23 protein-coding genes, 1 other RNA gene and 1 pseudogene are annotated in these 26,780 nt (G+C 72.3%); 15 read left to right on the top strand and 10 right to left on the bottom strand.

The window, feature by feature from the left end; all coding sequences use genetic code 11:
• Window positions 1-5: 5 nt before the first annotated feature.
• Window positions 6-3,884 (bottom strand): Ig-like domain-containing protein, encoded by a 3,879-nt coding sequence (locus tag CCO04_RS22685; protein ID WP_215816430.1) that lies wholly within the window; start codon window positions 3,882-3,884, stop codon window positions 6-8.
• A gap of 195 nt (window positions 3,885-4,079) precedes the next feature.
• Here CCO04_RS22685 and prfB point away from each other — a divergent pair, with 195 nt between their 5' ends.
• On the top strand, window positions 4,080-5,198 hold the full coding sequence (gene prfB / locus CCO04_RS22680; RefSeq protein ID WP_215816429.1) for a peptide chain release factor 2: 1,119 nt from the start codon (window positions 4,080-4,082) through the stop codon (window positions 5,196-5,198).
• A gap of 3 nt (window positions 5,199-5,201) precedes the next feature.
• Here the strand turns inward: prfB and CCO04_RS22675 are convergent, their stop codons facing one another.
• Window positions 5,202-6,980: a fibronectin type III domain-containing protein gene (locus CCO04_RS22675; protein ID WP_215816428.1), complete on the bottom strand. Its 1,779-nt coding sequence runs from the start codon at window positions 6,978-6,980 to the stop codon at window positions 5,202-5,204.
• 96 nt (window positions 6,981-7,076) lie between these two features.
• Complete coding sequence (locus tag CCO04_RS22670) at window positions 7,077-7,721, bottom strand: hypothetical protein (protein ID WP_215816427.1); 645 nt, start codon at window positions 7,719-7,721, stop codon at window positions 7,077-7,079.
• A 90-nt stretch (window positions 7,722-7,811) separates the two neighbouring features.
• Here CCO04_RS22670 and ftsE point away from each other — a divergent pair.
• The 7 genes and pseudogenes from ftsE to CCO04_RS22635 all read left to right on the top strand — a co-directional run bounded on the left by ftsE (window position 7,812) and on the right by CCO04_RS22635 (window position 13,666).
• Window positions 7,812-8,501, top strand: a pseudogene (ftsE, locus tag CCO04_RS22665) (cell division ATP-binding protein FtsE).
• Window positions 8,502-8,522: 21 nt separating this feature from the next.
• The gene (gene ftsX / locus CCO04_RS22660) at window positions 8,523-9,470 is read left to right on the top strand and encodes a permease-like cell division protein FtsX (RefSeq protein WP_215816426.1); all 948 of its coding nucleotides are present in this window, start codon (window positions 8,523-8,525) and stop codon (window positions 9,468-9,470) included.
• Between the two features lie 56 nt (window positions 9,471-9,526).
• A complete protein-coding gene (locus CCO04_RS29960; RefSeq protein ID WP_215816425.1) occupies window positions 9,527-10,825 on the top strand; it encodes a M23 family metallopeptidase in 1,299 nt (432 codons plus the stop codon).
• 44 nt (window positions 10,826-10,869) lie between these two features.
• Entirely contained in the window at window positions 10,870-11,376 is a 507-nt protein-coding gene (gene smpB, locus CCO04_RS22650) for an SsrA-binding protein SmpB (protein ID WP_215816424.1), read from the top strand.
• Window positions 11,369-12,298, top strand: a complete 930-nt coding sequence (locus tag CCO04_RS22645) for an amidohydrolase family protein (protein ID WP_308281459.1) — start codon at window positions 11,369-11,371, stop codon at window positions 12,296-12,298. The genes smpB and CCO04_RS22645 overlap by 8 nt, the downstream gene beginning before the upstream one ends.
• Before the next feature lie 78 nt (window positions 12,299-12,376).
• Window positions 12,377-12,747: a transfer-messenger RNA gene (gene ssrA / locus CCO04_RS22640) on the top strand.
• Window positions 12,748-12,799: 52 nt separating this feature from the next.
• Window positions 12,800-13,666 carry a hypothetical protein gene (locus CCO04_RS22635; RefSeq protein ID WP_215816423.1) on the top strand — a complete coding sequence of 289 codons (867 nt, stop codon included), beginning with the start codon at window positions 12,800-12,802 and terminating at the stop codon, window positions 13,664-13,666.
• Between the two features lie 52 nt (window positions 13,667-13,718).
• Here the strand turns inward: CCO04_RS22635 and CCO04_RS22630 are convergent, their stop codons facing one another.
• The 4 genes from CCO04_RS22630 to CCO04_RS22615 all read right to left on the bottom strand — a co-directional run bounded on the left by CCO04_RS22630 (window position 13,719) and on the right by CCO04_RS22615 (window position 17,458).
• Entirely contained in the window at window positions 13,719-14,378 is a 660-nt protein-coding gene (locus CCO04_RS22630; RefSeq protein ID WP_215816422.1) for an SDR family oxidoreductase, read from the bottom strand.
• A 70-nt stretch (window positions 14,379-14,448) separates the two neighbouring features.
• Window positions 14,449-15,174, bottom strand: coding sequence for a response regulator transcription factor (locus CCO04_RS29955; RefSeq protein WP_215816421.1), 726 nt, complete (start codon window positions 15,172-15,174; stop codon window positions 14,449-14,451).
• A complete protein-coding gene (locus CCO04_RS22620) occupies window positions 15,141-16,592 on the bottom strand; it encodes an amidase (protein ID WP_215816420.1) in 1,452 nt (483 codons plus the stop codon). The genes CCO04_RS29955 and CCO04_RS22620 overlap by 34 nt, the downstream gene beginning before the upstream one ends.
• A 98-nt stretch (window positions 16,593-16,690) precedes the next feature.
• Window positions 16,691-17,458: a thioesterase family protein gene (locus tag CCO04_RS22615; protein ID WP_215816419.1), complete on the bottom strand. Its 768-nt coding sequence runs from the start codon at window positions 17,456-17,458 to the stop codon at window positions 16,691-16,693.
• Between the two features lie 117 nt (window positions 17,459-17,575).
• Here CCO04_RS22615 and CCO04_RS22610 point away from each other — a divergent pair, with 117 nt between their 5' ends.
• The 4 genes from CCO04_RS22610 to CCO04_RS22595 all read left to right on the top strand — a co-directional run bounded on the left by CCO04_RS22610 (window position 17,576) and on the right by CCO04_RS22595 (window position 22,036).
• Entirely contained in the window at window positions 17,576-18,715 is a 1,140-nt protein-coding gene (locus CCO04_RS22610; RefSeq protein ID WP_215816418.1) for a glycerophosphodiester phosphodiesterase, read from the top strand.
• Window positions 18,716-19,000: 285 nt separating this feature from the next.
• Window positions 19,001-19,417, top strand: a complete 417-nt coding sequence (locus tag CCO04_RS22605) for an HIT family protein (RefSeq protein WP_215816417.1) — start codon at window positions 19,001-19,003, stop codon at window positions 19,415-19,417.
• On the top strand, window positions 19,414-21,183 hold the full coding sequence (locus tag CCO04_RS22600; protein ID WP_215816416.1) for a DUF429 domain-containing protein: 1,770 nt from the start codon (window positions 19,414-19,416) through the stop codon (window positions 21,181-21,183). The genes CCO04_RS22605 and CCO04_RS22600 overlap by 4 nt, the downstream gene beginning before the upstream one ends.
• An 82-nt stretch (window positions 21,184-21,265) precedes the next feature.
• Window positions 21,266-22,036, top strand: coding sequence for an SDR family NAD(P)-dependent oxidoreductase (locus tag CCO04_RS22595; protein ID WP_215812124.1), 771 nt, complete (start codon window positions 21,266-21,268; stop codon window positions 22,034-22,036).
• A 28-nt stretch (window positions 22,037-22,064) separates the two neighbouring features.
• Here CCO04_RS22595 and CCO04_RS22590 read toward each other — a convergent pair whose 3' ends face one another.
• Together CCO04_RS22590 and CCO04_RS22585 are read right to left on the bottom strand one after the other, a co-directional pair.
• Window positions 22,065-22,667: a hypothetical protein gene (locus CCO04_RS22590; RefSeq protein WP_215816415.1), complete on the bottom strand. Its 603-nt coding sequence runs from the start codon at window positions 22,665-22,667 to the stop codon at window positions 22,065-22,067.
• The gene (locus CCO04_RS22585) at window positions 22,667-23,239 is read right to left on the bottom strand and encodes an N-acetylmuramoyl-L-alanine amidase (protein WP_215816414.1); all 573 of its coding nucleotides are present in this window, start codon (window positions 23,237-23,239) and stop codon (window positions 22,667-22,669) included. The genes CCO04_RS22590 and CCO04_RS22585 overlap by 1 nt, the downstream gene beginning before the upstream one ends.
• A 312-nt stretch (window positions 23,240-23,551) precedes the next feature.
• Between CCO04_RS22585 and CCO04_RS22580 the strand changes: the two genes are divergently transcribed.
• Window positions 23,552-24,574, top strand: a complete 1,023-nt coding sequence (locus CCO04_RS22580) for a DUF3048 domain-containing protein (RefSeq protein WP_215816413.1) — start codon at window positions 23,552-23,554, stop codon at window positions 24,572-24,574.
• 27 nt (window positions 24,575-24,601) lie between these two features.
• Here CCO04_RS22580 and CCO04_RS22575 read toward each other — a convergent pair whose 3' ends face one another.
• On the bottom strand, window positions 24,602-25,333 hold the full coding sequence (locus CCO04_RS22575) for a TetR/AcrR family transcriptional regulator (RefSeq protein WP_215816412.1): 732 nt from the start codon (window positions 25,331-25,333) through the stop codon (window positions 24,602-24,604).
• 193 nt (window positions 25,334-25,526) lie between these two features.
• Between CCO04_RS22575 and CCO04_RS22570 the strand changes: the two genes are divergently transcribed.
• Both CCO04_RS22570 and CCO04_RS22565 read left to right on the top strand, forming a co-directional pair.
• Window positions 25,527-26,072 carry a hypothetical protein gene (locus CCO04_RS22570; RefSeq protein WP_215816411.1) on the top strand — a complete coding sequence of 182 codons (546 nt, stop codon included), beginning with the start codon at window positions 25,527-25,529 and terminating at the stop codon, window positions 26,070-26,072.
• 109 nt (window positions 26,073-26,181) lie between these two features.
• Window positions 26,182-26,742 (top strand): YqgE/AlgH family protein, encoded by a 561-nt coding sequence (locus tag CCO04_RS22565; RefSeq protein WP_215816410.1) that lies wholly within the window; start codon window positions 26,182-26,184, stop codon window positions 26,740-26,742.
• Window positions 26,743-26,780: the final 38 nt, after the last annotated feature.

Raw genomic sequence — 26,780 nt, 5'->3', positions numbered from 1 at the left:
TCCTTTCACTTGAGGATGGCGCCGCGCGCCGTCGAGGACAGGTGGTTGGCGTCGCCCTGGAAGGTCGCGACGTAGCCGCCGTTGAGGGTGAGCTGGAGCAGGTAGGCCGCCGCGCTGCACACGGCCAGGCCCGACTCGTTGGAGGTGGAGGTGCACACGACCTTGGCGCCGACCTTGAACTCCACCGGCACACCGGCCAGCGGGGTCGAGCCCGCGGTGACCGTCGCCCGGAGCACGCCGAGCGGGACCGCCAGCGGGGTCAGGGACAGCACGGCGGGAGCGGTGCTCACGCTGGTCGCGCGCTTGGCCACGGCGACCGGCTTGTTGCCGGACGTGCTGCCCTCGAACTTCGGGCCGCCCGCGAACACCGCGCGCACCGTGTGGTTGCCCGCGCCCGGCGAGGCCAGGGTCACCGTGGCGACGGAGGTGCCGCCGCTGCCGGCGACGAGGGTGCCGGTCGCGACCGGCTGCCCGTCGACGGTGAAGGTGACCGTGCCGGTCGGCGCACCGAGGTGGTCGTCGGCCGCGGTGACCGTGGCGGTGGCCGTGACCGGGTCGCCGTAGGTGGTCTGGGCGCGGTCGAGGGCCAGCGTGGTCGTCGTACCCAGGCGCAGGACGCGCTGGGTCAGCTCGGCGGTGGCCGCGCCGTAGCGCAGGTCGCCGGAGTAGACGGCCGTGACGGTGTGCTCACCCGGGGTCAGGTTCGCCAGCGCCGGGCTGGTCGCGGTGCCGTTCTCGAGGGTGAGGGCGGGACCGGACGGACGCCCGTCGATGACGATCTGGACCGAGCCGGTCGGGGTCAGCCCCGCGCCCGGAGCGGAGACCGTGACGGTGAACCGGACGTCGTCGCCGACGCCCGCGTCGGTGTCGGACGAGGTCAGGTCGACCTCGACGCTGCCGGTCTCGACCGTCTGGGTCAGGATCGCGCCGCTGCCGGAGAAGCCCGGAGCGCCGACGAAGCTGGCGATGACGGTGTGGTCGCCCGGCTCGGCGGAGGTGACCGCCTCGCTGCGCGCGACCCCGTCGCCGTCGACCGGCACCGGGGCGCCGACGTCCTGGCCGTCCACGGAGAACTGCACCGTGCCGGACGGGACGCCGTCGGTCGAGGTGACCTCGGCCCGGAAGCGCACCGCCTTCCCGTACGTCGCCGGGTTGGCGTTCGAGGTGAGCTCGGTCGTGGTGGCCGCGACCGCGGTCCCGGCGATCACCGTGTGGCTGGTCGGGGCCGACTCCGCGCCGCGGTAGTCCGCGTCGCCGTCGTAGGTCGCGACGAGCTGGTGGGTGCCCGGCGGCAGGTCGTCCAGGTCGAGGACGGCGGTGCTGCCGGACGCCGAGGCCTCCAGCGGCGCCGAGCCGATCGGGTCACCGCCGGAGAGGAAGGTGACCGTGCCGGTGGGAGAGCCCGAGCCGGGCGCGGTGGCGACGACGCTGGCGGTGAGCCGGACGTTCTCGTCCTGCACCGACGGCGACGGGTTGGCCACGAGCGCGACGGTCGTGTCGGCCGGAGCCACGTCCTGGGTGCGCTGGTCGGTGCCGGCGGCGTACCGCCCGCTGCCCGAGTACGACGCCCGCAGGGTGTGGGTGCCCGCCGTCAGCGAGGTCAGCGGCGGGAAGGCCGCGGTGCCGTTGACGACGTCGACCGGCGCGCCGACGGGGCTGCCGTCGACGAGCAGCTGCACGGTGCCGTCGGGGGCACCGCCGCCCGGGGACCGGACCGCGACGGTCGCGGTCAGGCCGACGGCCTCACCGGTGACGGTCGAGGAGTCCGTGGCGTCGAGGGTGACGTCGACGGCGGCCTTGTTGACGGTCACGGTGCGCGGCGAGGCGGCGCTGACGCCGAAGACGTCGTCACCGCGGTAGGTCGCCACGACCGGGTTGCTGCCGACCGGGAGGTCGCTGACCGTGGTGGTCGCGGTGCCGTCGGGGGCGACGCCCGCGCGGCCGACCTCGTGACCCTCGACGGTGAAGACGACCTCACCGGTGGGGGTGCCGACGGCCGTCGTGACGGTCGCGCCGAGGGTGACCTGCTCGCCGTACACGGCGGTGCCGGGGGTGACGGTCGAGGTGGTCGTGGTCGGCTTGAGCGGCTCGCGCACCCGGAAGGTGACCGCGGCGGAGGTGCTGCCGGTGTGGTCGGTGCTGCCGTTGTAGACCGCGGTGACCGTGTGGTCGCCGAGGGCCAGCGTGGACAGCGGCGGGCTCGTGGCCGAGGACCCGGACAGGGCGACGGCCGCGCCGAAGTCGGCGTTGTCGACGCGGAACTGCACGGTGCCGGACGGGTTGCCGCCGTGCGACGGGCTGACGTTCGCGGTGAACCGGACCGGCTCGCCCAGCGGGACGACGGCCGGGTCGGCCGCGACGGTCGTGGTGGTCGCGATCGTGCCGACGGTGAAGGCCGACGAGGTGCTGGCGGGCTCGAGGCCCGCGTTGCCGTCGTACGACGCGGTGACGGTGGTGGCGCGCGGCGGACCGGCGACCGGGACCGTCGTCTGGGCGACACCCGCGTTGTCGGTGGTGGCGGTCGCGGTGGCGCCGCCGGCGAGTGCGAAGGTGATCGTCCGGCCGCTGACGTCGCCGCCGGTGCGATCGGTGAGGACCGCGCGGAGGGTGGCGGTGCTGCCCTGGGCCGCGGAGGTGTCACCGGTGTAGACCAGCGTGCTGCAGCTGCGCGGGGTGACGACGAGGGTGCCGGCCGCGGACGCGCCGCCGGCCGTCACGACGACGCCCCAGCTGGCGCGGGCGCCGGTCTTGCTCAGGCCGTCGGCCTCGGCGGGCGCGGCGATCGTGGCGGTGTAGTTGCCGCCCGCGGTGGTCGTCGCGCTCGCGGTGACCGCGCCGCCCGGGTCGAACGGGGACTTGTCGAGCGCGATCGCGACCGGGACGCCGGCCGCGCCGCTGCTGAGCCGGCCGGCGACGGTGACGTCGCCCCCGGCGCAGGAGAGCGAGGGGGTGATCGTGCCGGTCAGCGTGGTGCCGGGCGCCGGGGTGGACGCCGAGGAGAGCTTGCGGTCGAGGGTCAGCGAGCCGCCGTCCAGGGGCAGCCGGAGCAGCTCCTGGGCGTCGTTGCGGTGCGTGGCCGACCACCAGTGGGTGTTGACGGTCTGGCCGTCGGCGCTCTGCGCGTGCACCCGGCGGGTGTTGACCGAGCCGATCGGGACGGCGCTGGTGGCGTTGGAGACCGAGGAGGGGTCCTTGAAGGAGAAGATCCCGTCGAAGGTCGACGAGCCGCTCGCCAGCGAGCCGGCGTTGTAGCTGAACCCGCCGTTGTAGGCGACGTCCACGTCGTTGTTCCACGACTGGCCCGCGTCGAGCGGGAACGCCAGGGCGCGCCAGCCGCGCTGCGGCGTCATCACCAGGTCGATGGTCGCGGTGATGTTCTGGGTGATGATGCTGACCTTGGCCCGGCCGGTGAGGTTCTGGTGCTGGGTCTCCTGCAGGAGGGCCAGGTCGGAGCGCCGGACGAACTTGGTGCCCGTGACCGAGCCGGCGAAGTTGCTCAGCTCGGCGTTGCCGACCCCGTCGACGGCCGCGCTGCCGCTGCCGCCGGTGATCGTGCCGGTGATGTTGAGCTTGTACGCCTGCTGACCTTGGAAGGTCTCCACACCGGCGACGGTGTAGGTGACGTTCTCGTTGAGGGAGACGTCGGTCCCCGCGGCGAGGTAGCGGAAGTTCGACTGGTAGGTCCACGACCAGCCGGTGCTCCAGGCCGGGACGTCGTCCCCGGAGGCCTGGGCGGCGCCGGCGGGCGCGGCTCCGGCGGTGGCCACCATCGTCGCGACGATGGTCGCGAGGACGCTGAGCCAGGCGAGCCGGCGTCGGAAGGCCCGGGCCGCGCGCTGGCGGCCGCGGGTGGGCAGGGTGCTGTCGATCGGCGCAGGGAGCATGCGTCACCGTCCCGTGGGTCGGGGGGATGCCACCCGAGAGGGACGGGCACGGGAGCCCATGTGGCGGAGGGAGTGGCCGGATTCAAGCAGGTTTGTGACCCGTCGCACAGTGTTTTCTGAAAAGGGTTCACGTTTTCTTTGCCTGAGTGACCGCGGTTCGCCGCCACGCGCCTGCGCGCCGTAACCTTGGGCCTTGTGGCTGGCCCTGACTACGACTCCGAGATCAAGCAGCTGACTGCGACGATGCACACCATCGAGCAGGTCCTCGACCTGCCCGCGATGGAGCAGGAGATCGCGGACCTCGGCGTCCAGGTCGCCGCACCCGACCTGTGGGACGACCAGGCCAACGCCACCCGCGTCACCGGCCGGCTCTCCGCGCTCCAGGGTCAGGTCGAGCGCTTCCGCACGCTGCAGCAGCGCATCGACGACCTCGCGGTCCTCGCCGAGCTCGCCGCCGAGGAGGCCGACGCCGACACCCTCGCCGAGGCCGACGCCGAGCTCGACAAGGTCAAGAAGGCCGTCGAGGGCCTCGAGGTCCGCACCCTCCTCTCCGGCGAGTACGACGAGCGCGAGGCCATCGTCACCATCCGCTCCGGCGCCGGCGGCGTCGACGCGGCCGACTTCGCCGAGATGCTCATGCGGATGTACACCCGCTGGGCCGAGCGCAACAAGTACCCCGTTGAGGTCTACGACATCTCCTACGCCGAGGAGGCGGGCATCAAGTCCGCCGAGTTCGCGATCCACGCGCCCTACGCCTACGGCACCCTCTCCGTCGAGGTCGGCACCCACCGCCTGGTCCGGATCAGCCCGTTCGACAACCAGGGCCGGCGCCAGACCTCCTTCGCCGCGGTCGAGGTCGTGCCCCAGCTGGAGCAGACCGACGAGATCGAGATCGACGAGAACGAGATCCGTACCGACGTCTTCCGCTCCGGCGGCCCCGGCGGTCAGTCGGTCAACACGACCGACTCCGCGGTCCGCCTCACGCACATCCCCACCGGCATCGTGGTCTCGTGCCAGAACGAGAAGTCGCAGCTGCAGAACAAGGCCGCCGCGATGATCGTGCTCAAGGCCAAGCTCCTCGCGAAGAAGAAGGCCGAGGAGGCCGCGCTCAAGAAGGACCTCAAGGGCGACGTCGCCGCGAGCTGGGGCGACCAGATGCGCAACTACGTCCTCAACCCGTACCAGATCGTCAAGGACCTGCGCACCGGCTACGAGACCGGCAACCCGCAGCCGGTGTTCGACGGCGACATCGACGGCTTCCTCGAGGCCGGCATCCGCTGGCGCCGCGGCGCCGAGAAGGCCGCCGACAACTGATCGTCAGCGCGCCTTGGCCGCGGCCGAGCGTGGGCTGAACCCGCTCCACCCCAGCTTGTTGCGCGCCTTGACCCGGACCGCCCAGCGGCCCTTGGGCAGCAGCAGCTGGACCGCGGTCGAGCCGGGCGGCAGCACCGCCGTGCTGCGGGTGCCGATGACGCGCCCGCCGGCGGAGATCTTGAACGCCTTGATCACGTAGCCGGTGATCGCCGCGCCGCCGGTGGCGGGCGGCGTCCAGCGCACGCCCACCGAGAGGCGACCACCTCGCGCTCCGGGCCGGACGGCGGCCGCGCGCGGCGTACCGGGTCGGGTGGCGGGTCCGGAGGCCGGCGGCTTGCCCGAGCCCACCGGGGGCGGATCGGTCGGGTCGGTGCCCGGTCCGGGGCCCGGCGTGCCGGAGCAGCCGGTGACGGACAGGTGGTAGCTGCCGGCGCTGCCGTAGCTGTCGTAGCCGCCCGAGCCCCAGCCGCTGCCCCCGCCGGAGAGCGAGCCCGCACCCGCGACGACGACGTGGAAGGGGCCGCCGTTCAGGGTGCCGGTGACGCTCGCGCCGAGGCCGGTGACACCGGAGGAGGTCCGGGCGGTGGCGGGGGCGGCGGCCTGGAGGAGGGCGCCGGTGCTGTCGCGCAGCTCGACGCGCAGGTCGAGGTTCGGGCCGACCGGCGCGGGGGTGGCGGTCGCGGTGACCGGACCCGTGCAGTCGGTGACGCTGAACCAGTCCCGGTCGTCGCGACCGGTGATCACGCCGTCGCCGCCGGGCAGGGACGACAGCGGGACGGCGGTGGCCGGGGTGCTCCCGGCCTCGTCGGGGCGCAGGCTCGCGCCGTTGGCGCCCAGCACGGCGAAGTCGTCCTCGCGGTTGTTCGCCGAGGGGTAGTCGCCGCGCGACCACTGGGTCACGCCCGCGGAGTAGGGGCTGCCCATGAGCGGACCCCACAGGGCGGTGCCCGCGTAGTAGCCGCTGCTGGTGGTGCCGTCGTGCCCGAGCCCGAGCGTGTGCCCGGCCTCGTGGGAGGCCGCCTCGGCCATGTTCTTGGCCTTGTTGCTCAGCGACGAGGGGAACACCCAGGCGGGGCTGCGGGTCTCGCCGTTGGTGATCGAGTCGAAGGTGCCGATCCAGGCGATGCCGCCGCAGGCGCCGCCGCACAGCTGGGTCTGGATCGAGCTGCCCGAGCTGAACGCCACCCGGGCGCCGTAGACCTGGTCGGCGGCCGAGCTGCGCCACAGCCCGCCGGCCGGGGGCTCCTCGGTCGTGACGTCGACGTCGAAGGGGGCGTAGTCCTCGGCGACCCGCGCCCACACCTCCTGGATCATCGAGCGCTCGGTGTCGGAGAAGGCCGACGAGCCGTCGAGCGACCAGCCGGGGAAGAGCAGCGTGCTCAGGCCGTTGAGCAGCCAGGAGTTGCTCGAGAGCAGCGAGCCCCCGTTGAAGTCGAGGTAGATCGTCCGGTTCGCGCCGGGGCGGCTGTGCAGCGTGAACGTGTCGGCCAGCGTCGCCGAGGCCAGCGCCTCGCCCTGGTCGAGCCGGGTGCCGTCGCCGGCCGCGCTCTGCGCCGTCGCGACCGGCGGGTGCCACTCGTCGACCGCGAAGAGCGTCCCGTCGGGGGCCACGTCGACCGCGGGGTCCGTGGCCAGCATCCTCGCCTCGTGGGCGCTCAGGCCCGGGACGTCGTCCCCGTCGGTCCGGTCCGGTTCGGTGGCGGAGGCGGGGATCGCGAGACCTGCCACCGTGAGGGCGAGCCCGGCGACGCCGAGACCCCCCGCACGCACGAGATGCAGCATGACGACACCGTTCGGTCGTCACGGGGCGCGCTTGAGGGGTCCGGGACCGTCGTCCCGGGAAGTCCGGGACGGGGTCCTGGGGGGTGTTCCGGGGGCTCAGCCGACGGGGACGGCGGCGGCCTGGGCGACCGCCACGCACCAGCGTCCGGCGCGGTCGACGAGCTGGTCCTGGGGGAGCCCGGCGGGCAGGCTCAGGCTGCACGCGAGCCAGGCGTCGCCGTACAGGCCGCGGAAGGTGATGCTGCGCTGGTCGCCGTTGGTGCAGACCAGGCCGACCGAGGGGGCGCCGTACGCGGGGGTGCCGGGGAGCGGCGCGCAGCCCGGGGTGCGCCCGGCCGCGGCGACCAGGCGCTGGGCCCAGTCCGCGGTGACCGGGGGAGCGAAGACCCACGCCTCGGCCAGTCCGGGCGTGGCGCCCTCGGTGGCGCTCGCCCGGCAGCCGTACTCGTGGGCGACATCACCTCCGGCGATCGCCTCGGTCTGCTCGCCGTTGTCGTAGCCCGCCGCCGACGCCTCGGTGCCGAGCGCGGCCTTGACCGCCTCGGCGGGCACGAGCTCGCAGAAGGGCGCACGTCGTACGACGGCCTTGGTGCTGTCGAACTCGCTCAGCGGCGTGCCCGTGTAGGCGGCGGGCTTGCGGGCCGGCGGGGGAGCGGTCTCGTCGGAGACGACCACCCCGATCGCGACGGGGATGAGCGTGAGCAGCGCGGAGAGCAGCAGCGCACGCAGGACCGTCGGCACGCAGGTCACCCTAGAGGACGCACCTGAGAGGCCGACGCACCGGCGCACGCGTCCACCGTGCGGCCTTGTCCGTGGCGTACCGTCTTGCCAGTGATTCGCTTCGAAAAGGTCACCAAGCGCTACCCCGGGCCCGGGAAGCCGGCGCTCGACCAGGTCACCCTCGACATCGACAAGGGCGAGTTCGTCTACCTCGTCGGTACGTCGGGCTCCGGCAAGTCGACCGCCCTGCGGCTGGTCCTGCGCGAGCTCCGTCCGACCACCGGCCGGGTGCACGTCGCCGGCAAGGAGATCAACCGGATGGCCGGGTGGAAGGTGCCCCGGCTGCGCCGCTAGATCGGCACCGTCTTCCAGGACTTCCGGCTGCTGCCCAACAAGACCGTCAGCGAGAACGTCGCCTTCGCCCAGCAGGTGATCGGCAAGTCCCGCCGCGAGATCGCCAAGGTCGTCCCCGAGACCCTCGAGCTGGTCGGCCTCAAGGACAAGGGCGACCGGATGCCCGACGAGCTCTCCGGCGGCGAGCAGCAGCGGGTGGCGATCGCTCGCGCGTTCGTCAACCGCCCGATGATCCTCATCGCCGACGAGCCGACCGGCAACCTCGACCCTGCGACCTCCGTGGGGATCATGAACCTCCTGGGTGACATCAACGCCACCGGGACGACCGTGCTGATGGCCACCCACGACCACGGCATCGTCGACCAGTTCACCAAGCGGGTGATCGAGCTCGAGCACGGCCGGGTCGTCCGCGACGAGGCTTCCGGTAGCTACGGCTTCCAGCACTGATCCAGGAGAGCGTCCCTTCCCATGCAGCTGCGCTACGTCTTCACCGAGCTCCGCACCGGTCTGCGGCGGAACCTGTCGATGCACCTCGCGGTCATCGTCACCCTTTTCGTCTCGCTGTCCCTGGCGGGCATCGGCATCCTGCTCCAGCAGGAGGCCAAGATCGCCCGCTCCACCTTGGGCGACGAGCTCAAGATCCTGGTCAACCTCTGCACCCAGGACGACCCCTCCAACAGCCCCAACTGCGGCAGTGGTGAGGTCACCGAGGAGCAGAAGCAGCGGATCGAGCAGGAGATCAAGGACAACCCCGAGGTCCGCTCCTTCCGCTACGTCTCCAAGGAGGAGGGCTTCGACAACGCCCGCAAGTCCGGCCAGATCCCCGACAGCGCCATCACCGGGCCCAACCCGGTCGTGACCGTCGAGCAGTGGCCCCAGGGCTACTGGGTGACCCTCAAGGACCCCAACGAGGCCGACGGCATCACCAGTGCTCTCGTGGGCCTCGACGGCGTCTCGGGCATCAAGGACCAGCGCAAGGCGCTCGGCCAGATCTTCGGGATCATGAAGGTCCTCAAGTACGGCTCCTGGATCGGCTCGGCGTTCCTGATCTTCGCCGCGCTCCTCCAGGTCACCAACACGATCCGGCTGGCCGCCCTCGCCCGGCGCCGCGAGATCGCGATCATGCGCCTGGTCGGCGCCTCCACGCTCTACATCGCGCTGCCCTTCCTCCTCGAGGCGCTGGTCACCGCGATCGTCGGGGTCGGGCTCGCCGCGGGCGCGCTGGCGGCGTTCCAGTACTGGGGTGTCGAGAAGGGTCTCGCCGAGCACGTGCAGTTCCTGCCGTGGGTCGACTGGGGCGACTACTTCCAGTCGCTGGTCGGGTTCTTCCCGGGGATTCCCGGCATCGTGATCCTCGGTCCGGTGCTCACGCTGCTCCCGACACTCCTGCTGACCCGCAAATACGTCAAAGTGTGAGTCCGGGCGGTTACGGTCGAGAGGTTCACTTCCCCGAACACTGATTGGTCTGACCCGTGCGCTTCTTCCCCAGCGCCCCCTGGCTCCGCCGTGCCTTCGATCGGCTGCCGGGATGGGCTCACCCGCAATGGCTCGTCGTCATCGGCGCGACCCTGGCTGCCGTCATCGGTCTGGCGATGCCGCTGGCCAACGCCGACGACCGCAACGACCTCAAGCACCAGCAGGACAAGGTGCGCGGCGAGATCTCCAGCGTCAAGGGAGACATCCACGAGGCCAGCCAGAAGGTCGCCCGGATCGCCGGCCGGCTCGAGACCGCCAAGGCGCAGCTGAGCACCGCGCGCACCAAGCTCGCCTCGGTCCGCAGCGACCTCGGCAAGGCGCAGGCGGCCGCGGCGACGCTGGCCACCAAGCTCGCCGACGCCGAGCAGAAGCTCGTGGTCGCCAAGGAGGCGCTCGTCCAGGCCCGCGCCGATGTCGTCGTCCAGCGGGGGGAGAGCCGCCGCGCCGTCGTGTCGATGGCCACCGGTGACGACGCCCGGATCGCGCTCATGGAGTCCTACCTCACCAGCGGCACCATCGAGGACGTCCTCACCGGCCAGACGGCGTACGAGGTGGTGACGGGGCGGCAGAACCAGGCCCTGGTCAAGCTCGAGGAGGCCGAGGACGCGATGCAGGAGCAGCGCGACGCGGTCCGCTCGGCGCGCGACGAGGTCGCCACCGCCAAGAAGGCCGCCGACGACAACGTGCTCACCGTCCAGCGCCTCGTCGACCGCGCCGCGGCCACCGAGGCCGAGGTCTCCGCCCTGGTCACCAGCACCGAGAGCGCCCGCGCGGCCGTCGTCCGCGCCCGGGCCGAGGACCAGGCGGCCCTGCGCCGCCTCGAGAAGCGCGAGGCCCGCATCCGCGCCCGCATCCTGGAGCTGTCGAAGAAGCAGGGCGGCTCCTACAACGGCGACACCGGCGGCCTCCTGGCCAAGCCCGGCCCCGGCCCCGTGACCTCGCCCTTCGGCTGGCGGATCCACCCGATCTACGGCTACTACGGCCTGCACAACGGCACCGATTTCGGCACCGGCTGCGGTGCCGCCCTGTGGGCCGGCGAGTCCGGCACCGTGATCAGCGAGTACTACGACGAGGTCTACGGCAACCGCCTCTACCTCGCCATCGGCAAGGTCAACGGCGCCAACATCACGCTCGTCTACAACCACCTGAGCCGCTACGCCGTCAGCCAGGGCGCCCGGGTCAAGCGCGGCCAGGTCGTCGGCTACTCCGGCACCACCGGCTGGTCCACCGGCTGCCACCTGCACTTCACGGTGCTGCGCAACGGCGAGGCCGTGAACCCGATGCAGTACCTCTAGGACTGCCGCCAAACCGGTTGCGGGCTCCTGAGAGAATCGTCGGTATGGCCAAGAAGTCGGGTGCGACGAAGAAGGAGGACGCGAGCGGGCGCACGCTCGTCGCGTCCAACAAGAAGGCGCGCCACGACTACCACATCGAGGACACCTTCGAGGCCGGCCTCGTGCTCCAGGGCACCGAGGTGAAGTCGCTGCGGATGGGCCGGGCCAGCCTCGTCGACGGCTTCGTCGACATCGACGGCGGCGAGGCCTGGCTGCACGGGGTGCACATCCCCGAGTACGCCCAGGGCACCTGGACCAACCACGCCGCGCGCCGCAAGCGCAAGCTCCTGCTGCACCGCCTCGAGATCGACAAGATCGAGCGCAAGGTCAGCGAGAAGGGGCACACCGTGGTCCCGCTGGCGCTCTACTTCGTCAAGGGCCGCGCCAAGATCGAGATCGGCCTGGCCAAGGGCAAGAAGTCCTGGGACAAGCGCCAGGCGATCGCCGAGCGCACCGCGGACCGCGAGAAGGAAGAGGCCATCGGCCGCCGGCTCAAGGGCATGCGTGACTGAGGCCGAGGTCGCCGACATCGCGGAGGTCGCCGAGGTCCGCGCGTTCTGGGAGCGGCTCGGCCTGCCGGGCCTGATGGACCTGCACGTGCACTTCCTGCCGCCGCCCATCGAGCGCGCGGTGTGGCGCGAGTTCGACAACGGGGGAGAGCTGATCGGGCGCGAGTGGCCCATCCGCTACCGCTTCGGCGCCGACGAGCGCCTCGCCCTGCTGCGCGCCTTCGGCGTGCGCCGCTTCCCGACCCTGCCCTACGCGCACAAGCCCGGCGTGGCCGGCTTCCTCAACGACTGGAGCCGCACGTTCGCCGCCGAGGTGCCCGAGGTGCTGTGGACGGCGACCTTCTACCCGGAGCCCGAGGCGCCGTCGTACGTGGAGGGGTTGGTGCGCGACGGCGTCGCGCTGTTCAAGCTCCACTCCCAGGTCGGCGGCTTCCACGTCGACGACCCCCTGCTCGACGGGGTCTGGGAAGTCCTCGCCGACAGTGGGACACCCGTCGTCGCGCACGTCGGCTCGGGGCCCGTCGGGACGCCGTACACGGGGCCGGAGGCGATGACCCGCCTGCTGCGCCGCTTCCCGCACCTCCAGGTGCTCATCGCCCACCTGGGCGCCCCGGAGACCGCCGACTTCATCGCCCTCGCCGAGCAGTACGACGGCGTCCACCTCGACACCTCCATGGCCCTCGCCCCCTTCTTCACCGACCCCCACGGCGGACGCGGCGAGCTCGGACGCGACCTCGTCCCACGCCTGGGCGACCTGCGGCACAAGGTCGTCTACGGCTCGGACTTCCCGACGCTGCCGTTCGGCTACGCCGAGCAGCTCGGCTGGCTCGCCGACCTCGACCTGGGTGACGACTGGCTGCGCGACGTGTGCTGGCACAACGCCGTACGGCTGGTGGGGGAGTCGGTCCCGGCCGCCGAGGGATAACCAGTGCCGCCCTCGCCGTACGGGTCGCTAGACTGGACCCGACGGCGCGGCGACGCGTGGTCGGTTGACAACTCAAGAGGGGCTGATCGGTTTCGACTTGGGACGTTTGTCCCAGGGGAAGCGGGTCGAGAAGCCAGCGTCATCTCGTAAACGATCGCTGGAAACCAATAACTGCCAACGCTAAGCGCAGTTCCTTCGCTCTCGCTGCCTGAGCAGTGATCGAAGCGTCTGACCGGGCATCCGTCTCCGTCCCGGACCCAGACGTCATCTAGGAGACTTGCTGCGTCACTCTCGCCGGGAGGGTGACGCGGGACTCAAACCCGGCTGGGCCTGTCGGCGACGTGTCAGTGCGAGCGCCGGGGCCGAGTAAGACGACACCACTGACTGCACCCGGAGAAGACCTGGCTCGGCGCTCGAGGACCGGGGTTCGATTCCCCGCAGCTCCACTCAACCCCCCAAGGGCCTGACCGCTGACGCGGTCGGGCCCTTCGTGGGTTTTCGTTGGAGCTGCAGGAGGTGGTCGCTGAGATCGACGGACGCTTCGGCCCGCCTGATCTAGGCTCGGTCGCTGTGCGGCGCTTTCTGATCATGTTCACAGTCCCCTCGTTGCTGTTCGCATTGACGGTCGGGGTGGCCCCGCCGGGCCACGCTGGGGAGCGTGACATTCCGTCGAACGGGTTGCGCGTCGGTCCGGGCTACTGGTGCGACAAGCCCGAGTACGACTTGCCGTGCACGACCGACCTCGAGGTCAACGCCACGAAGGTCATCAGTGTCGATGAGACCTCGGCGTCCGCACGGCTGATTTCCCTCTCGAACGGTCAGGTCGTCCCGCTGGACGACGACTACGCCTGGGGGACCGACAGCGACAAGGCGATCTTCGAGACGGCCAGCGTGCTTCCGACCGGCCGGTACGAGCTGGTCGTCACGTTCGATACGCCGGGGCACTGGTGGTGCTCGAAGTACAACCCGGACGGTTGCTCGTGGATGGAGAGTGAGACCGACACCCTGCGCTGGAGGTTCGTCCACACTGCGGGTGGTGGCTCGGTGTTCTACCGGGAGTACCTGGTCCCGAGGACGACGGTCCAGAAGTGGCGGCTGGGTTCGCCGTCGGCGACGAAGCGTTCGGTCTCCGGCACGGTCGTCAGCCGGATCGAGCAGTCGGACTACACGCTGACCGGGTGGCAGGTGCAGAAGGCCAGGAAGGTTCGTGTCCAGATGAAGGAACGCGGACGGTGGCGCACCATGAAGACGGTCCGCACGAATGCCAGTGGGAAATTCAAGGCGATCGTGCGGGTGAAGGCCCGAAGCCAGCACTACTGGCGGGTCGTGATCCCCGCTGCGGGCAAGTCGCCGGGCGTCACGTATTGAGGCTGGCGGCGGTTGCGCCTGACCGGTAGGGGAAGTGAGGCGCGGGCCAGGCTCAACCGCTGACGGCGGCCGCGACCGCCTCGGCGACCGGCGTGTCCCCACCGACCAGGTTCCACTGCCGCCCGACCGTACGAGCATCCCCGACCACCGCGGCGACCACCGCCGCGACATCGGCCCGGGTGACGTCCCCGCGCGCGACCGACGGCCCCAGCGCCACCCGGCCGGTGGGTGGGTCGTCGGTGAGGCGGCCGGGGCGGAGGATGGTCCAGTCGAGGGGGCTGTCGCGCAGGGCGGTGTCGGCGTCGCGCTTGGCGGCGACGTAGGCGGCCCAGACGGCGGGGGCGTCGGGGGAGACGGGGTTGTCGACGTCGATGGCGGAGACCTGGACGAAGCGCTGGATGCCGAGGCTCTGGGCGGCGGCGGAGGACTTGAGGGAGCCTTCGAGGTCGACGGTGCGCTTGCGGTCGATATTGCCGTCGGGGCCGCCGCCGGCGCTGAAGACGACGGCGTCGCAGCCGGCGAAGGCGGTGGCGAAGCCGGCGACGTCGCTGTTCTCGATGTCGAGCAGGCGGACCTCGGCGCCGAGGGCCTCGAGGGCGGTGCGCTGGGACTCGCTGCGGACCAGGGCGACCGGTTGGTGCCCGGCGGCGACGAGCAGGGGGTGCAGCAGGCGGGCGATCTGACCGCTTCCTCCGACGACGGCGATACGCATGCCCCCACCGTACGCCGGGCGCCCACCCGGTCCGCGCCGCCCGGCAGCGCCGTCCGGCGGTGGCCACGCCCTAGGCGTCGACCAGGCCCAGCCCGATCGCGACGGCGACGGCCTCGACCCGGGTGGTGACGCCCATCTTGGTCAGGATGTGCTCGACGTGGGTGCCGACGGTGCTGCGGGAGAGCACGAGCTCGGCGCCGATCTGGGGGTTGGTGCGGCCGCGGGCGAGGAGGGCGAGGATCTCGCGCTCGCGCGGGGTGAGGCCGAGGGCGGAGGCGTGGGCGGTCGTGGCGGCGAGGTCGGTGAGGGCCTGGGCGAGGCTGGTGAGGACGGCGCGGGCGTTGGGCGGGACGTAGGGCTCGGGGAGGCTGAGGTGGGCGATCCCGACGGCCTGGCCGTCGCCGCCGCGCAGTGCCATCGAGGTGCCCTCGGCGAAGCCGCACGGGCGGAGCACCTCGCGGGCGACGGTGTCCTCGGAGAAGCCGGTGATGTCCTCCCAGAAGTACGCCTTGCCGGGTTGGGTCATCAGCCGCCGGACGAGGGGGTGGGCGGCGAAGTCGCCGAAGATGAAGTCGACGACCTCGGGCCGGTAGCCGGTCTGGACGAGGGGGCGCATCCGTCCGGTGTGCGCGTCGCGGTAGCCCAGCACCCACGCGGAGAACGGCACCGCCGCGCTCGCCAGCTCGAGGAGCTGGCGGGCGCGGCGCGACGTCGACGGGTAGGCGTCGACCGGCACGGCTGAGGTCACCGCACCAGTATCGGTCAGCGGCAGGCGGGCGGACAGTGCTGCGCCCACGGCGCCCGCTCCTCCAGTACGGCGGCCGCGCGCAGCAGCAGCGCGTCCTGGTGCAGCCCGGTGGCGAGCTGGAGCCCGACCGGGCAGCCGTCGGGGGTGAACCCGGCGGGCACCGACATCGCCGGGGTGGTCAGCAGGTTGAAGGGGTAGGTCAGGAACCAGCCGAGCAGCTGCTCGCGCAGCGGGCGCCCGGCGAGGTGGTCGGGCGCGAACTGGCCGTGGGGGAACGCCGGGGTCGCCACCGTCGGGGAGACGAGGACGTCGTAGCGCCCGAGGAAGCGGGCGAAGGCGTCCCACATGACACCGCGGGCGGCGTCCGCACGGCCGATGTCGACGCCGGTCAGCCGCTCGCCCTCGGCGATGAGCTCGATCAGCTCGTCGTCGACCTCGCCGCGCAGCGAGGCCCAGTCGAGCAGGTCGTGCTCGGAGGCGAAGCCCGGCACCCAGATCCCGTTCCACATGGCCGTCTGCGGGTCGGCGCCGCCCCAGTCGGGGGTGGCCTCCTCGACGGTCGCGCCCGCCGCGGCGAGCGCCTCGACCGCGGTGCGGCAGAGCTTCTCGATCTCCGGGTCCACGGCGATGCCGAGGCCGAGGTCGCTCGACCACGCGACGCGGACGCCGGTGAGGTCGCGGTCCGCGATGGCGGCGGTGAAGTCGACCCGGTCCGGAAGGCTCAGCGGGTCGCGCGGGTCGGGTCCGCTGACCACGTCGAGCATGAGCGCGGCGTCGGCGACGGTGCGCGTGACCGGGCCGTGGTAGGCCCAGGAGTAGAAGCGTCCCGGGAGGATCGTCTGGGGGATCCGGCCGGTCGAGGGCTTCACCCCGACGACGCCGCAGAGGGAGGCCGGGATGCGGACCGAACCGCCGCCGTCGCTGGCCTCGGCGAGCGGCCCGAGGCCGGCCGCGACGGCCGCACCGGCGCCACCCGACGAGCCGCCGGCGGTGTGCCCGGGACGCCACGGGTTGTGGGTCGCGCCGAACAGGTGGTTGTCGGTCGCGCCCTTGTAGCCCGACTCCGGGGTGTTGGTCTTGCCGAGGAACAGCCCGCCCGCGGCGGTCAGCCGCTCGACGATCACCGCGTCGTGATCGGCGATGTTGTCGCGCAGGGGCTTCATGCCGAAGGTCAGCGGGACGCCGGCGACCGCGGTGAGGTCCTTGATCGTGAACGGTACGCCGTGCAGCGGGCCGGTCGCCGCGCCCGCGTCCTGGGCCGCGTCGAGGGCCGCCGCGTCCCGGCGTACCTGCTCCGGGTCGAACCACACCAGCGCGTTGACGGCGGGGTTGATCCGCTCCACGCGCTCGATCATCGCCTCCGCGATGTCGGCGACGCGCAGCCGCCGGCTGCGGACCGCCGCGGCGATCTCGGTCGCGCTCAGCCACCCGATCTCGTCGGTGGGGGTGGGCGTCAGGTCGGTCATCTCGGCTCCTCTGCTCGGTGGGTTCCGCGCACCGTAGGGCGGCGGGAGGAGCGAGCGGATCGGGCAGATGACCGACTTCGGCCCGGGAGTGCCCGGCGCTAGGGGCGCACCGTCAGCGTCTGCGCGATCGTGCCGAGGGGGCCGGTCTCGTCGTGCATCTTCGAGCTGGTGACCCCGATCCCGCCGGGGCCGTAGGACTGGGTGGTGTCGAGCCCGAGCCAGCCCTCGGCGGGGGTGCGCAGGAAGTGCGCGGTGAGGTCGAGGTTGGGGAAGGCCACCTTGGCCGGGTCGGTGCGGACCGCGATGCCGTTGGTGACGTCGACCAGCCCGGCGACCGCGGCGAGCCGGCTGACCGGCTCGTCGGCGACGAGCGGGTGGGCGGTGCGCACCCACACCATGGAGCGGCCGGGGCCGAGCTCCTTGCGGCGGACCTCGATCGAGGCGATGAACCCGCCGGCCCACAGCCCCGCCATGTCCCACGGCTGCAGCTCGTCGGGGCCGGGGATCGAGGGCAGGTCGGTGCCGGCGAGCGGGGAGGTGTCGTAGGGCTCCACCAGCCACGCCCGCAGGACGACGACCGCGCGGCCGCCGTGGCGGGCGGTCGCCTGGACCAGCTCGATCGTGCGGCCCGGGCGCAGCACCTCGACCTCGACCTCGATCGCCTCGATCGGGACGGTGCCGAGGATGTCGTAGGAGAGCCGGCTGACCACGAGGCCGTCGGAGCGCCGTGCGTCGCGGTCGCGCTCGATCTCGTGGGCCAGGACGCCGAGCGCCGGCGCGATGTGCTGGGTCGCGAGGTCCCAGGCGCCGCCGACGTGCTCGGTGGGGGTGAAGGTGTGCGGGGCGGTGCGCTGCCAGTAGGCCATCACTCCATTGTCCCGCGCGGCCGGGGGCGCGGCGTACCCCCTATCGGAGGGGAGCCGGTCGACCCGGCTTCACCTGCGCCTCGGCCGGGCGCCACCTGGGGCTGATCGGCTGCGGGCATGACCTCTCGGAACCACCCCCTGCTCGGGCGCGCCCTCCTGGCCGCCACCGCCACCGCCGCCGTCGCCGCGCTCGCGCTCGGTACGGCGGCCGTCCCGGCCCACGCGGACCGGGACCGGCCCGACCGGCCCGGCCGCCCCGACCGGCACCCGACCGCCGAGCCGCTCGTGATCGCCCACCGGGGCGCCTCCGGCTACCGCCCCGAGCACACGCTCGCGGCGTACCGGCTCGCCATCGCCCAGGGCGCCGACTACGTCGAGCCCGACCTGGTCTCCACCAAGGACGGCGTCCTCGTCGCCCGCCACGAGAACGAGATCAGCGGCACCACCGACGTCGCCGCGCACGCCGAGTTCGCCGGGCGCCGGACCACCAAGGTGATCGACGGCGTCCGGGTCACCGGCTGGTTCACCGAGGACTTCACCCTCGCCGAGCTCAAGACCCTGCGCGCCAAGGAGCGGCTGCCGCAGGTGCGCCCGGGCAACACCCGCTACGACGGCCGCTTCGAGATCCCCACGCTCGACGAGGTGATCCGCCTGGTCAAGCGCGCGTCCGGCCGGTCCGGGCGCACGATCGGGATCGCGCCGGAGACCAAGCACCCGACGTACTTCGCCTCGATCGGGCTCGCGCTCGAGGAGCCGCTCGTGCGCACCCTGCGCCGCAGCGGCCTGGACCGCCCGAACGCGAAGGTCGTCATCCAGTCCTTCGAGACCGGCAACCTGCGCCGGCTCGACCGGATGACGCGGGTGCCGCTGGCCCAGCTCGTCGACGCCTCCGGGCCGCTGGCGCTGGTGACCCCCGCGGGCCTGGCCGACATCGCGACGTACGCCGACTGGGTGGCGCCGGCCAAGAACCTGATCCTGCCGCCCGACAGCACCGGCGCCATCGGCACGCCGAGCCCGCTGGTCCGCGACGCGCACCGGGCCGGGCTCAAGGTGGTCACCTGGACGATGCGCCGGGAGAACCAGTTCCTGCCGGCCAACCACCGGATCGGCACCGACCCGACCGCCCCCGGCGACCTGGCGGGGGAGATCCGCCGGTTCCTCGACGCGGGCGTCGACGCGCTGTTCTCCGACCAGCCCGACATCGCGGTCGACACCCGGGACGCCTGGGTGGGGGAGCGGCACCCGCTCGCCGGGTGAGTCGTCGCCCGTCAATCGACGATTCGCGCACGCTTCCCCGGTCTGCCTTGACCCCTCATCTGCAGATGGGCATTCTTGAATGGTGATCTCTTAGGGGGGATTACCGGCGGCCTCGGCCGCCAAACGGGGGTTCCCGGCCGGCTCGCCGGATCGGCGTTCCCGACGGCCCTCCGGGGCGGGCTCGCTCCCGCTCCGGAGAGCACGATCCGGACGCCCGCTGGGTTTCCTGGACGGGGCCGGTTCCGACAGCGTCGGGGCCGGCCCCGTCACCCGTACGCTCTGGCCATGGCCGACTGCGTCTTCTGCACGATCATCGCGGGTGGGGCGGAGGCGGATGTCGTCCTCGACGAGCCCGATCTGCTCGCCTTCCTCGACCGGCGACCGGTGTTCAAGGGACACGTCCTGCTCGTCCCGCGCGAGCACGTCCCGACCCTGCCGGACCTGCCGGCCGCCCAGCGCGACGGCTTCCTCGCGGCCGCGCAGCGCCTCGCCACGGCCGTCGTCGCGGGCCTGGGCGCCCAGGGCAGCTTCGTGGCGATGAACAACGTCGTGAGCCAGTCCGTGCCGCACCTGCACCTGCACGTGGTGCCGCGGACCAAGGGCGACGGCCTGCGCGGCTTCTTCTGGCCCCGCACGAAGTACGCCGCCGGCGAGTCCGCGGACTACGCCGCCCGCCTGCGCACCGCGCTGGAGGCCTCGTGAGCACCCACTTCGTCGGCATCGACCTGGCCTGGGGCGAGCGCCGGCCGAGCGGCCTCGCGGTGCTCGACACCGAGGGCACCCTGGTCGCGGTCGCCGCGGTGCGCACCGACGACGAGATCGTCGCCGCCCTGGCGCCGTACGTCGAGGGGGACTGCCTGGTCGCGATCGACGCGCCCATCGTGGTGCCGAACGCCACCGGGAACCGACCCGCGGAGGCCGCGCTCAACAAGGACTTCGCGCGCTTCGACGCCGGCGCCCACCCCTCCAACACCGGCCAGCCGGAGTTCCGCGACCAGCCCCGCGCCGCGCGGGTGGCGGCCCGGCTCGGGCTCGACATCAACCCGCGCTCGCGGCGCCCGCGACGCGCGATCGAGGTCTACCCCCACCCGGCGACGGTCGCGCTCTTCCGGCTCGGCCGCACCCTGAAGTACAAGGACAAGCCCGGCCGCGACCTGGAGCAGCTGCGCGCCCAGCTGCTCGTCCTGCTCGGCCTGGTCGAGGGGCTCGAGCACGCCGAGCTCCCGCTGCACGTCACCGGGCTCGCGGCCTGGCAGGGGCTGCGCACCGCGGCCGAGACCGCCGAGCGCAAGAGCGAGCTGCGCGTCGTCGAGGACCAGGTCGACGCGGTGGTGTGCGCCTACATCGGGCTGTTCGCCGAGCGTCGTCCCGAGCGCACCACGACCTACGGCGACCTGGCGACCGGCTACATCATCACGCCCACGCTGCCCGACGACCTCGAGCCGACCCCGCGACCGCGGCGCGGCTCGGAGGCGCCGCTCGACGTGGGCTCCGCGGTCCGCCGCTACGCCGAGATGCAGCCCGGCCTGCTCGCCGTGACCGACGGCTTCGTCCGGCTGGTGACCTCGATCCTCGACGAGGCGGGCATCAACTACCTGACCGTCACCGGGCGCACCAAGTCGGTCTCCTCGTTCGCGCTCAAGGCTGCCAAGACCGTCGACGGCCTGCCGATGTTCGCCGACCCGCTGCACGAGATCACCGACCAGATCGGCGTGCGCGTGATCACCTACGTCCACAGCGACGTCCAGGCCGTCGTCGACCTGCTCGACGACCAGGTCGTCGTCCACGACGACCGGGACCTGGGCCAGGAGACCGCCAGCGAGGGCCGCTTCGGCTACGCCAGCCGGCACCTGCTCGTCGGTCTCGACCCCACCCGCGAGGGCGAGGGCGGGCTGCTCCAGGGACACCGCGCGGCGCTCCAGATCCGCACCGTGCTGCAGCACGCGTGGGCCGAGTTCGAGCACGACGTCCGCTACAAGGGCGCCGTACCGCCCGAGCACGCCCACGAGCTCGACCGCCGCTTCACGCTGGCGGCGGGGCTCCTCGAGCTCGCCGACCGTGAGTTCTCGACGATCCGCGACCTCCTGCGCGACGCCCCGGCCGAGCCGGTGGTGGCGGCCGAGGCCGGCGAGGACGACCCGCGGATCAGCCCGCGCGAGCTCGCCGCCTACCTCGCCGGCCAGTACGCCGACGCCGGCTGGTCGCGCACCGAGCACTACGGCTGGATCTCGGCCCTCCTGCTCGAGCTCGGCATCACCTCGCTCGGCGCCCTCGGCGCGACGCTGCGCTCGGTCGACGACGACGCCCTGCGCGAGCGGATGGACTACCGCTACCCGCCGGGCGCCGTACGGCGGCTCGACGACGCGCTGCTGTGGGTCCACGGCGACCGGTACGTCGAGCTGCGCGGCAACGAGCACCGCGCTCCCGCGCTGCGGGCCCGGCTGGCCAAGATGCGCGACGAGGACTGAGCACGCGCTTAGCGCCGCGGGGAGACGCCGTAGGCTGCGACCGATCGAACTTGGACCGAGCCGAAAGAGCTGAGGTAAGCAGATGGGTCGTTTCGACGGGCGGGTCGCCGTCATCACCGGTGCCGCGCGGGGGATCGGGTTCGGTACCGCCACGCGTTATGCGGAGGAGGGTGCCTCGGTCGCGATCGTGGACCTCGACGAGGCTGCTGCGGCCGAGGCGGCGGCGAGGCTGCCGCTGGTCGGGGGCGCGAAGGCGGTGGGGATCGGTGCGAACGTCGCTGATGGTGCGTCGGTCGAGGCCGCTGTCGAGCGGGTGGTGGCCGAGCTGGGTGGGATCCACGTGCTGGTCAACAACGCCGGCATCACCCGCGACAACCTGTTGTTCAAGATGACCGAGGACGACTGGGACCTGGTGATGGGGGTGCACCTGAAGGGTGCGTTCTTGATGACCAAGGCCGCGCAGAAGCACTTCGTGGAGCAGAAGTACGGCAAGGTCGTGAACATCTCCTCGATCTCGGCGCTGGGCAACCGGGGCCAGGCGAACTACTCGGCGGCGAAGATGGGGATCCAGGGGTTCACCCGGACCCTGGGCATCGAGCTGGGCCCGTTCGGGATCAACGTGAACGCGGTCGCGCCGGGTTTCATCGCGACCGAGATGACCGATGCCACCGCGGCTCGTCTGAAGATGGATGTCGAGGAGTTCCGGCGGCTCAACGCGGAGGCGAACCCGGTGCGCCGGGTGGGTCATCCTGAGGACATCGCGGCGGCGGTGACGTTCTTGTCCAGTGACGAGGCGTCCTACATCACCGGCCAGACCGTCTATGTCGACGGTGGCATCTCGCTCGGCACCTGAGCCGCGCGCACCCTGAGACGCGTCCGGTCTAGGGGCTGCTGAGGACGAGGTCGGTCGCCACGATCTCGTCGTCGCTGTCGAGGTAGAGGGTCCAGCTGAATGCGGCGAAGCAGTCCTGGTGATCTTCATCGGGAACGATCGAGACCGACCGGGCGGCTTCCGGGACAGGTGGGCGCTTCGGTCTGTCGCAACCGACGACTGCCGGAGCGCCCACGGTCGTGGCGGTGACCCCGCCGTCGGCGAGCAGGGCGGCGAGTGGCGCCGCAGGACCGACGGGGCAGGAGCGGCCCGCGTACTCCAGATCGCCTTGGGGGCAGCCGTCCCAGGACGCCCCGGCCGAGGCCTCGGCTGCAGTGATCCGGCCCGCGGGCCGGCCGCCGATGTAGACCCTGACCTCCGGCGCCCAAGCAGGAAGGCCCGCCCCCGTGGCCCGGCGGTAGGCGTCGCGCACCGCAGCGTCGACGGGATCCGTGGCGTCGGCCCCGGCAGAGGTGCTGCTCGGCGTCGGTGTCGGCGGCATACTGTCGCTCGCCAGCTCCGAGCGCGACCCGCAAGCGGCGAGCGCGGTCAGGAGCAGGGCGCAGGCCAGCGCGGTCACAGCCGGCTGGATGACGGCGCGGGTGCGGGTCATCAGGACCTCCAGTAGTTGTTGATCCACCAACCCACCTTGTCGCGAAAGTCGCCGGGGGCTGGGAACGAACCGCCGGGATCCCACTTGCCTGTCGTCGACGTCTCCGCATGCGCTCGGACGTAGCGCTTGCCGCGGCCGAGACGGGTCACCACGGCGGCTGCGGCCTGCATGGCGGCGTTCACCTGGGCGGACGACGGTGTCTGCCCGAGCTGGGGCGCGTAGTCGACCTCGATACCGACGTACATCGTGTTGCCGTCGCCGGCGGGCAAGGGACCGCTCGCACGTGCGGTGTTGGCGTGGTTGGCGCGGCCGGCTGCGATCACCCGGACCTTGCCGTTGTAGCCGACGAGGAGGTGGCACAAGGGGCCGGGAAGGTCCGGTCGCCCGTTGATCACGGTGTCCAAGCCCGGAAAGGGGTCGGCGTTCGACGACCGGTAGCCCGTGTGGTGCATCAGCACCCCGATCGGGGCGAAGCTGCCGGGCCGCTTGCGACTCCTCCACCCAGGCTGTTCGATGACGGTGAGGAACTCGTCGCGGTAGAGGCGCTGGGCGAGCCAGGTGGCGTCGGCCATCAGCTCGCTCCCGGGACCAGGTCGGCGAGGCACTCCGGGGCGGATGATGCCGCCGCTGCGAGAGGGGCGGCGAGCCCCGCGGCACCGATCGTGCTCCCCGCCGCGCCTGCCAACAGCGCTCGCCTGGTCATGGGCCGCGCCTGCCGGGACGGTCTCTTCTGTTCGTGAGCCATGCTCTGAGTAGCGCCGAAGCGCCCGCTGATGTCCACGGGAAGACAGATCCAGTTCGCAAAAGAGCGAGAACTGACCGCTGTCGTGCGACACGCGGCGGGTGCTCCGTCGTCCCGGCCGTGGGTGAGGAACACTTGCCGAGTGCGCCTTTCCACCCTCCGTACCGCCGTGCCCGCCACCCTCGTCGCGCTGAGCCTCGTGCTCGCCGGCTGCGGGGGAGACGACACCAAGAAGCCCGAGGCGGACAAGTCGTCGGTCGCCCCCGTGCCGGAGGAGCCGGCCACCTGGCCGCTGACCGGCCTGGAGGCCAAGGAGGGCCAGTCGGTCGAGCTCGACCACCCGGTCGTGGTCACCAAGATCGACAACTCCACCGCCAGCTCGCCGCAGATCGGCCTGAGCAAGGCCGACCTCGTCGTCGAGGAGCTGGTCGAGGGCGGGATCACCCGCCTCGCGGCGTTCTACTACTCCCAGTTGCCGGCCAACATCGGTCCGGTGCGTTCGATGCGGGCCAGCGATATCGGCATCGTTTCTCCCGTCAACGGAGTGATTGCCACGAGCGGGGCCGCGAACGAGACCATCCCGCGGATCAACAAGGCCAAGATCAAGTTCTTCCAGGAGGGCGGCCCCGGCTTCTACCGCGACAACAGCCGCCGCGCGCCGTACAACCTGTTCACCGACCTCAAGAAGGTCGCCAAGGCGGCCGAGGACGGCAAGGCCGAGCGTCCGGCCGACTACCTGCCGTGGGGCACCGAGGCCGACTTCACCAACGGTCAGCCGGCCGGCACGATCCAGGCCGACTTCGGCAGCCACACCACGAGCTGGCAGTTCCAGGGCGGCAAGTACGTCAACAGCAACTCCAACGCCGCCCAGGGCGACCGCTTCCAGCCCGACACCGTTCTGGTGATCCGGGTCAAGATCACCGACGCGGGCTACCGCGACCCGGCCGGCAACTTCGTGCCGGAGAGCCACTTCGTGGGCAAGGGCAAGGCCCAGCTCTTCCACAACGGCCAGGTCGTCGAGGGCACCTGGGCCAAGGACAAGCTCGCCTCCGCGGTGACGCTCGCCGCCGCCGACGGTACGCCGCTCAAGGTCCCGGCCGGCAAGGTCTGGATCGAGCTCGTCCCGGTCGACGCCAACAACGGATCGGTCACGTTCGGCAAGTGACCTGCTGACGGCTGACGCCGCCGGGCCCTACTCGGGCTCGGCGGCGTCGTCGTTCTCGGCGTCGGCCTCGGCGGACTCCTCGAAGGCGCTGGGCATCTCGATGCCCTGCTCGACCAGGCTCTGCACGCCGGCGAGCAGGAAGCCGATCGCGTGCTCGACCCGGCGGGCCGCGGCCTCGGGGTCGGTCGCGGTGGCGACGGACTCACCGGCCGAGGACATCGCGCCGAAGAAGATCCGGGAGAAGGTCTGCAGCATCTCCTCGTCGAGCTGCCACGAGCCGGCGTCGAGCGTGGCACGGACGATCTCGACGATATTGGCGAACGTCGAGCGCTCCTCCTGCTCGCGGTAGCGCTCGTAGCCGAGCACGGCCGGACCGTCCTGGATCACGATGCGCCGGTAGCGCGACTCCTGGACGACGTCGAGGAACGAGCGCAGGCCGCGCAGCGCCTTGAGCCAGGGGTCCTTCTCGGCGCGCAGCGCCTTCTGGATCCGCTTGGACGACTCCTGCTCGACCCGCTCGAAGACCGACTCGAAGAGCGCCTGCTTGCCCGAGAAGTGGTGGTAGAGCGCGCCCTTGGTCACCCGCGCGCCGGAGACGATGGCGTCGAGGGAGGTCGCGGCGTAGCCCTTCTCGGCGAAGAGGCCCTCGGCGACGTCGACCAGGGCCCGCTTGGTCGAGGCCGAGTACGCCGCACGGCGCGACGCCCCCGGCACCCCGGGGACCTTGGGGACGAGTTTCGAGACCGATGCCTTCGCCACCGGGCCAGCATAGGTGTGGCGCCGCGTCGCGAGTGACACCGGTCACGGGCGACGGTCACGACCGGGGTGGGCGGGATCACGGTGTCGTGCCGTTTGGCATACCCCTGGTCTGCGCCATACTCGTAGTACGTACCAGCGGTATGTCGGATACCCCGAGTTCCGGAGCCGCCGCACGAGAAGCAAGGAGCTGACCATGACCTGGAAGGCCTTTCACAGCCGGGGCGAGACCCTCCGCTCCGTCATCGCGACCTCGGCCGTCCGTCGGGACGGCCTGCTGCCCATGGACGTCGACGGCGTCTCCGTGGGCTTCCGCGACGAGCTCGACCTGCTCGCCGCCCTCACGCTGAAGTGGCACACCCGCCTCTCCGGCCAGATCGAGCGGATGCTCGCGCACCAGCCGATGGACCTCGACGAGGCCGTCGCCATCGCGTGGAGCAACACCGCCCACGAGCTGCCCGGCGTGCGGATGATCATCGACCACTACCGCGCCCAGCCCGTCGACGCGGCGATGGCCACGGCCATGGCCGCCGCGCGGTTCAAGGAGCACCACCTGCTCGCCGTCATGGCCGGCCGGACCAGCCTCGGCGACGAGGCGTCCGACCGGATCGGCGGCGAGATCGAGGAGCGGGCCCGCCTGCTGCACCGGGGCACCCCGATGATCACGCCCGACGCGGCGTACGCCGAGCCCGAGGTGCGCGGGTCGCTGCTCGAGCGGCTGCGCGCGGTCGTCGCCGCCTGACATCCTCCCTAGAGTGCGGCCCCGGGCCCGACGCGAGCTCCCTCCCATCGCTCGCGCGGGTCCGGGGTCGCCTGCTTCGCGCCCCCGGTCGCTGGGGGATGATGGAGCCATGTCGAGTGACCTCGCCGCCGGGCAGCTGCTGCTCGCCGCGCCCGAGCTGCTCGACCCGAACTTCGCCGACACCGTCGTGCTGCTGCTCGACGTGAACGACGACGGCGCGCTCGGCGTCGTCCTCAACCGGCCGACCGCGCTGCCCGTCTCCGAGGTGCTGGGCGACTGGGGCGACGTCGTCGAGGAGCCCGAGGTGCTCTTCCAGGGCGGACCCGTCGCGACCGACGGCGCGCTCGCCGTCGCCCTGGCCGTGCCGGGCGGGGAGCAGGCGGCCGGCTTCCAGCCGCTGTGGGAGCGGATCGGCCTGCTCGACCTCGACACCCCGCGCGAGCTCGTCGAGGGCACGGTCGACCGGCTCCGCATCTTCGCCGGGTACGCCGGCTGGGGCGCCGGCCAGCTCCAGGCCGAGATCGCCGAGGGCAGCTGGTACGTCGTCCCCGGCCTCGCCGACGACGTCTTCCTCGGCGACACCCGCGACCTGCGCCGCCGGGTGCTGCGTCGCCAGCCCGGCGACCTCGCGCTGCACGCGACCCGGCCGGCCGACCCCGAGCTCAACTGAGCGGGCCGGCGCCGGTGACGGACGTCGCATGCCAAGAA

The sequence above is a fragment of the Pimelobacter sp. 30-1 genome (assembly GCF_018831735.1).
GTDB lineage: Bacteria > Actinomycetota > Actinomycetes > Propionibacteriales > Nocardioidaceae > Nocardioides.
Note: the sequence above shows the minus strand (reverse complement) of the source record. Positions and strands in the feature narration are given on the sequence as shown.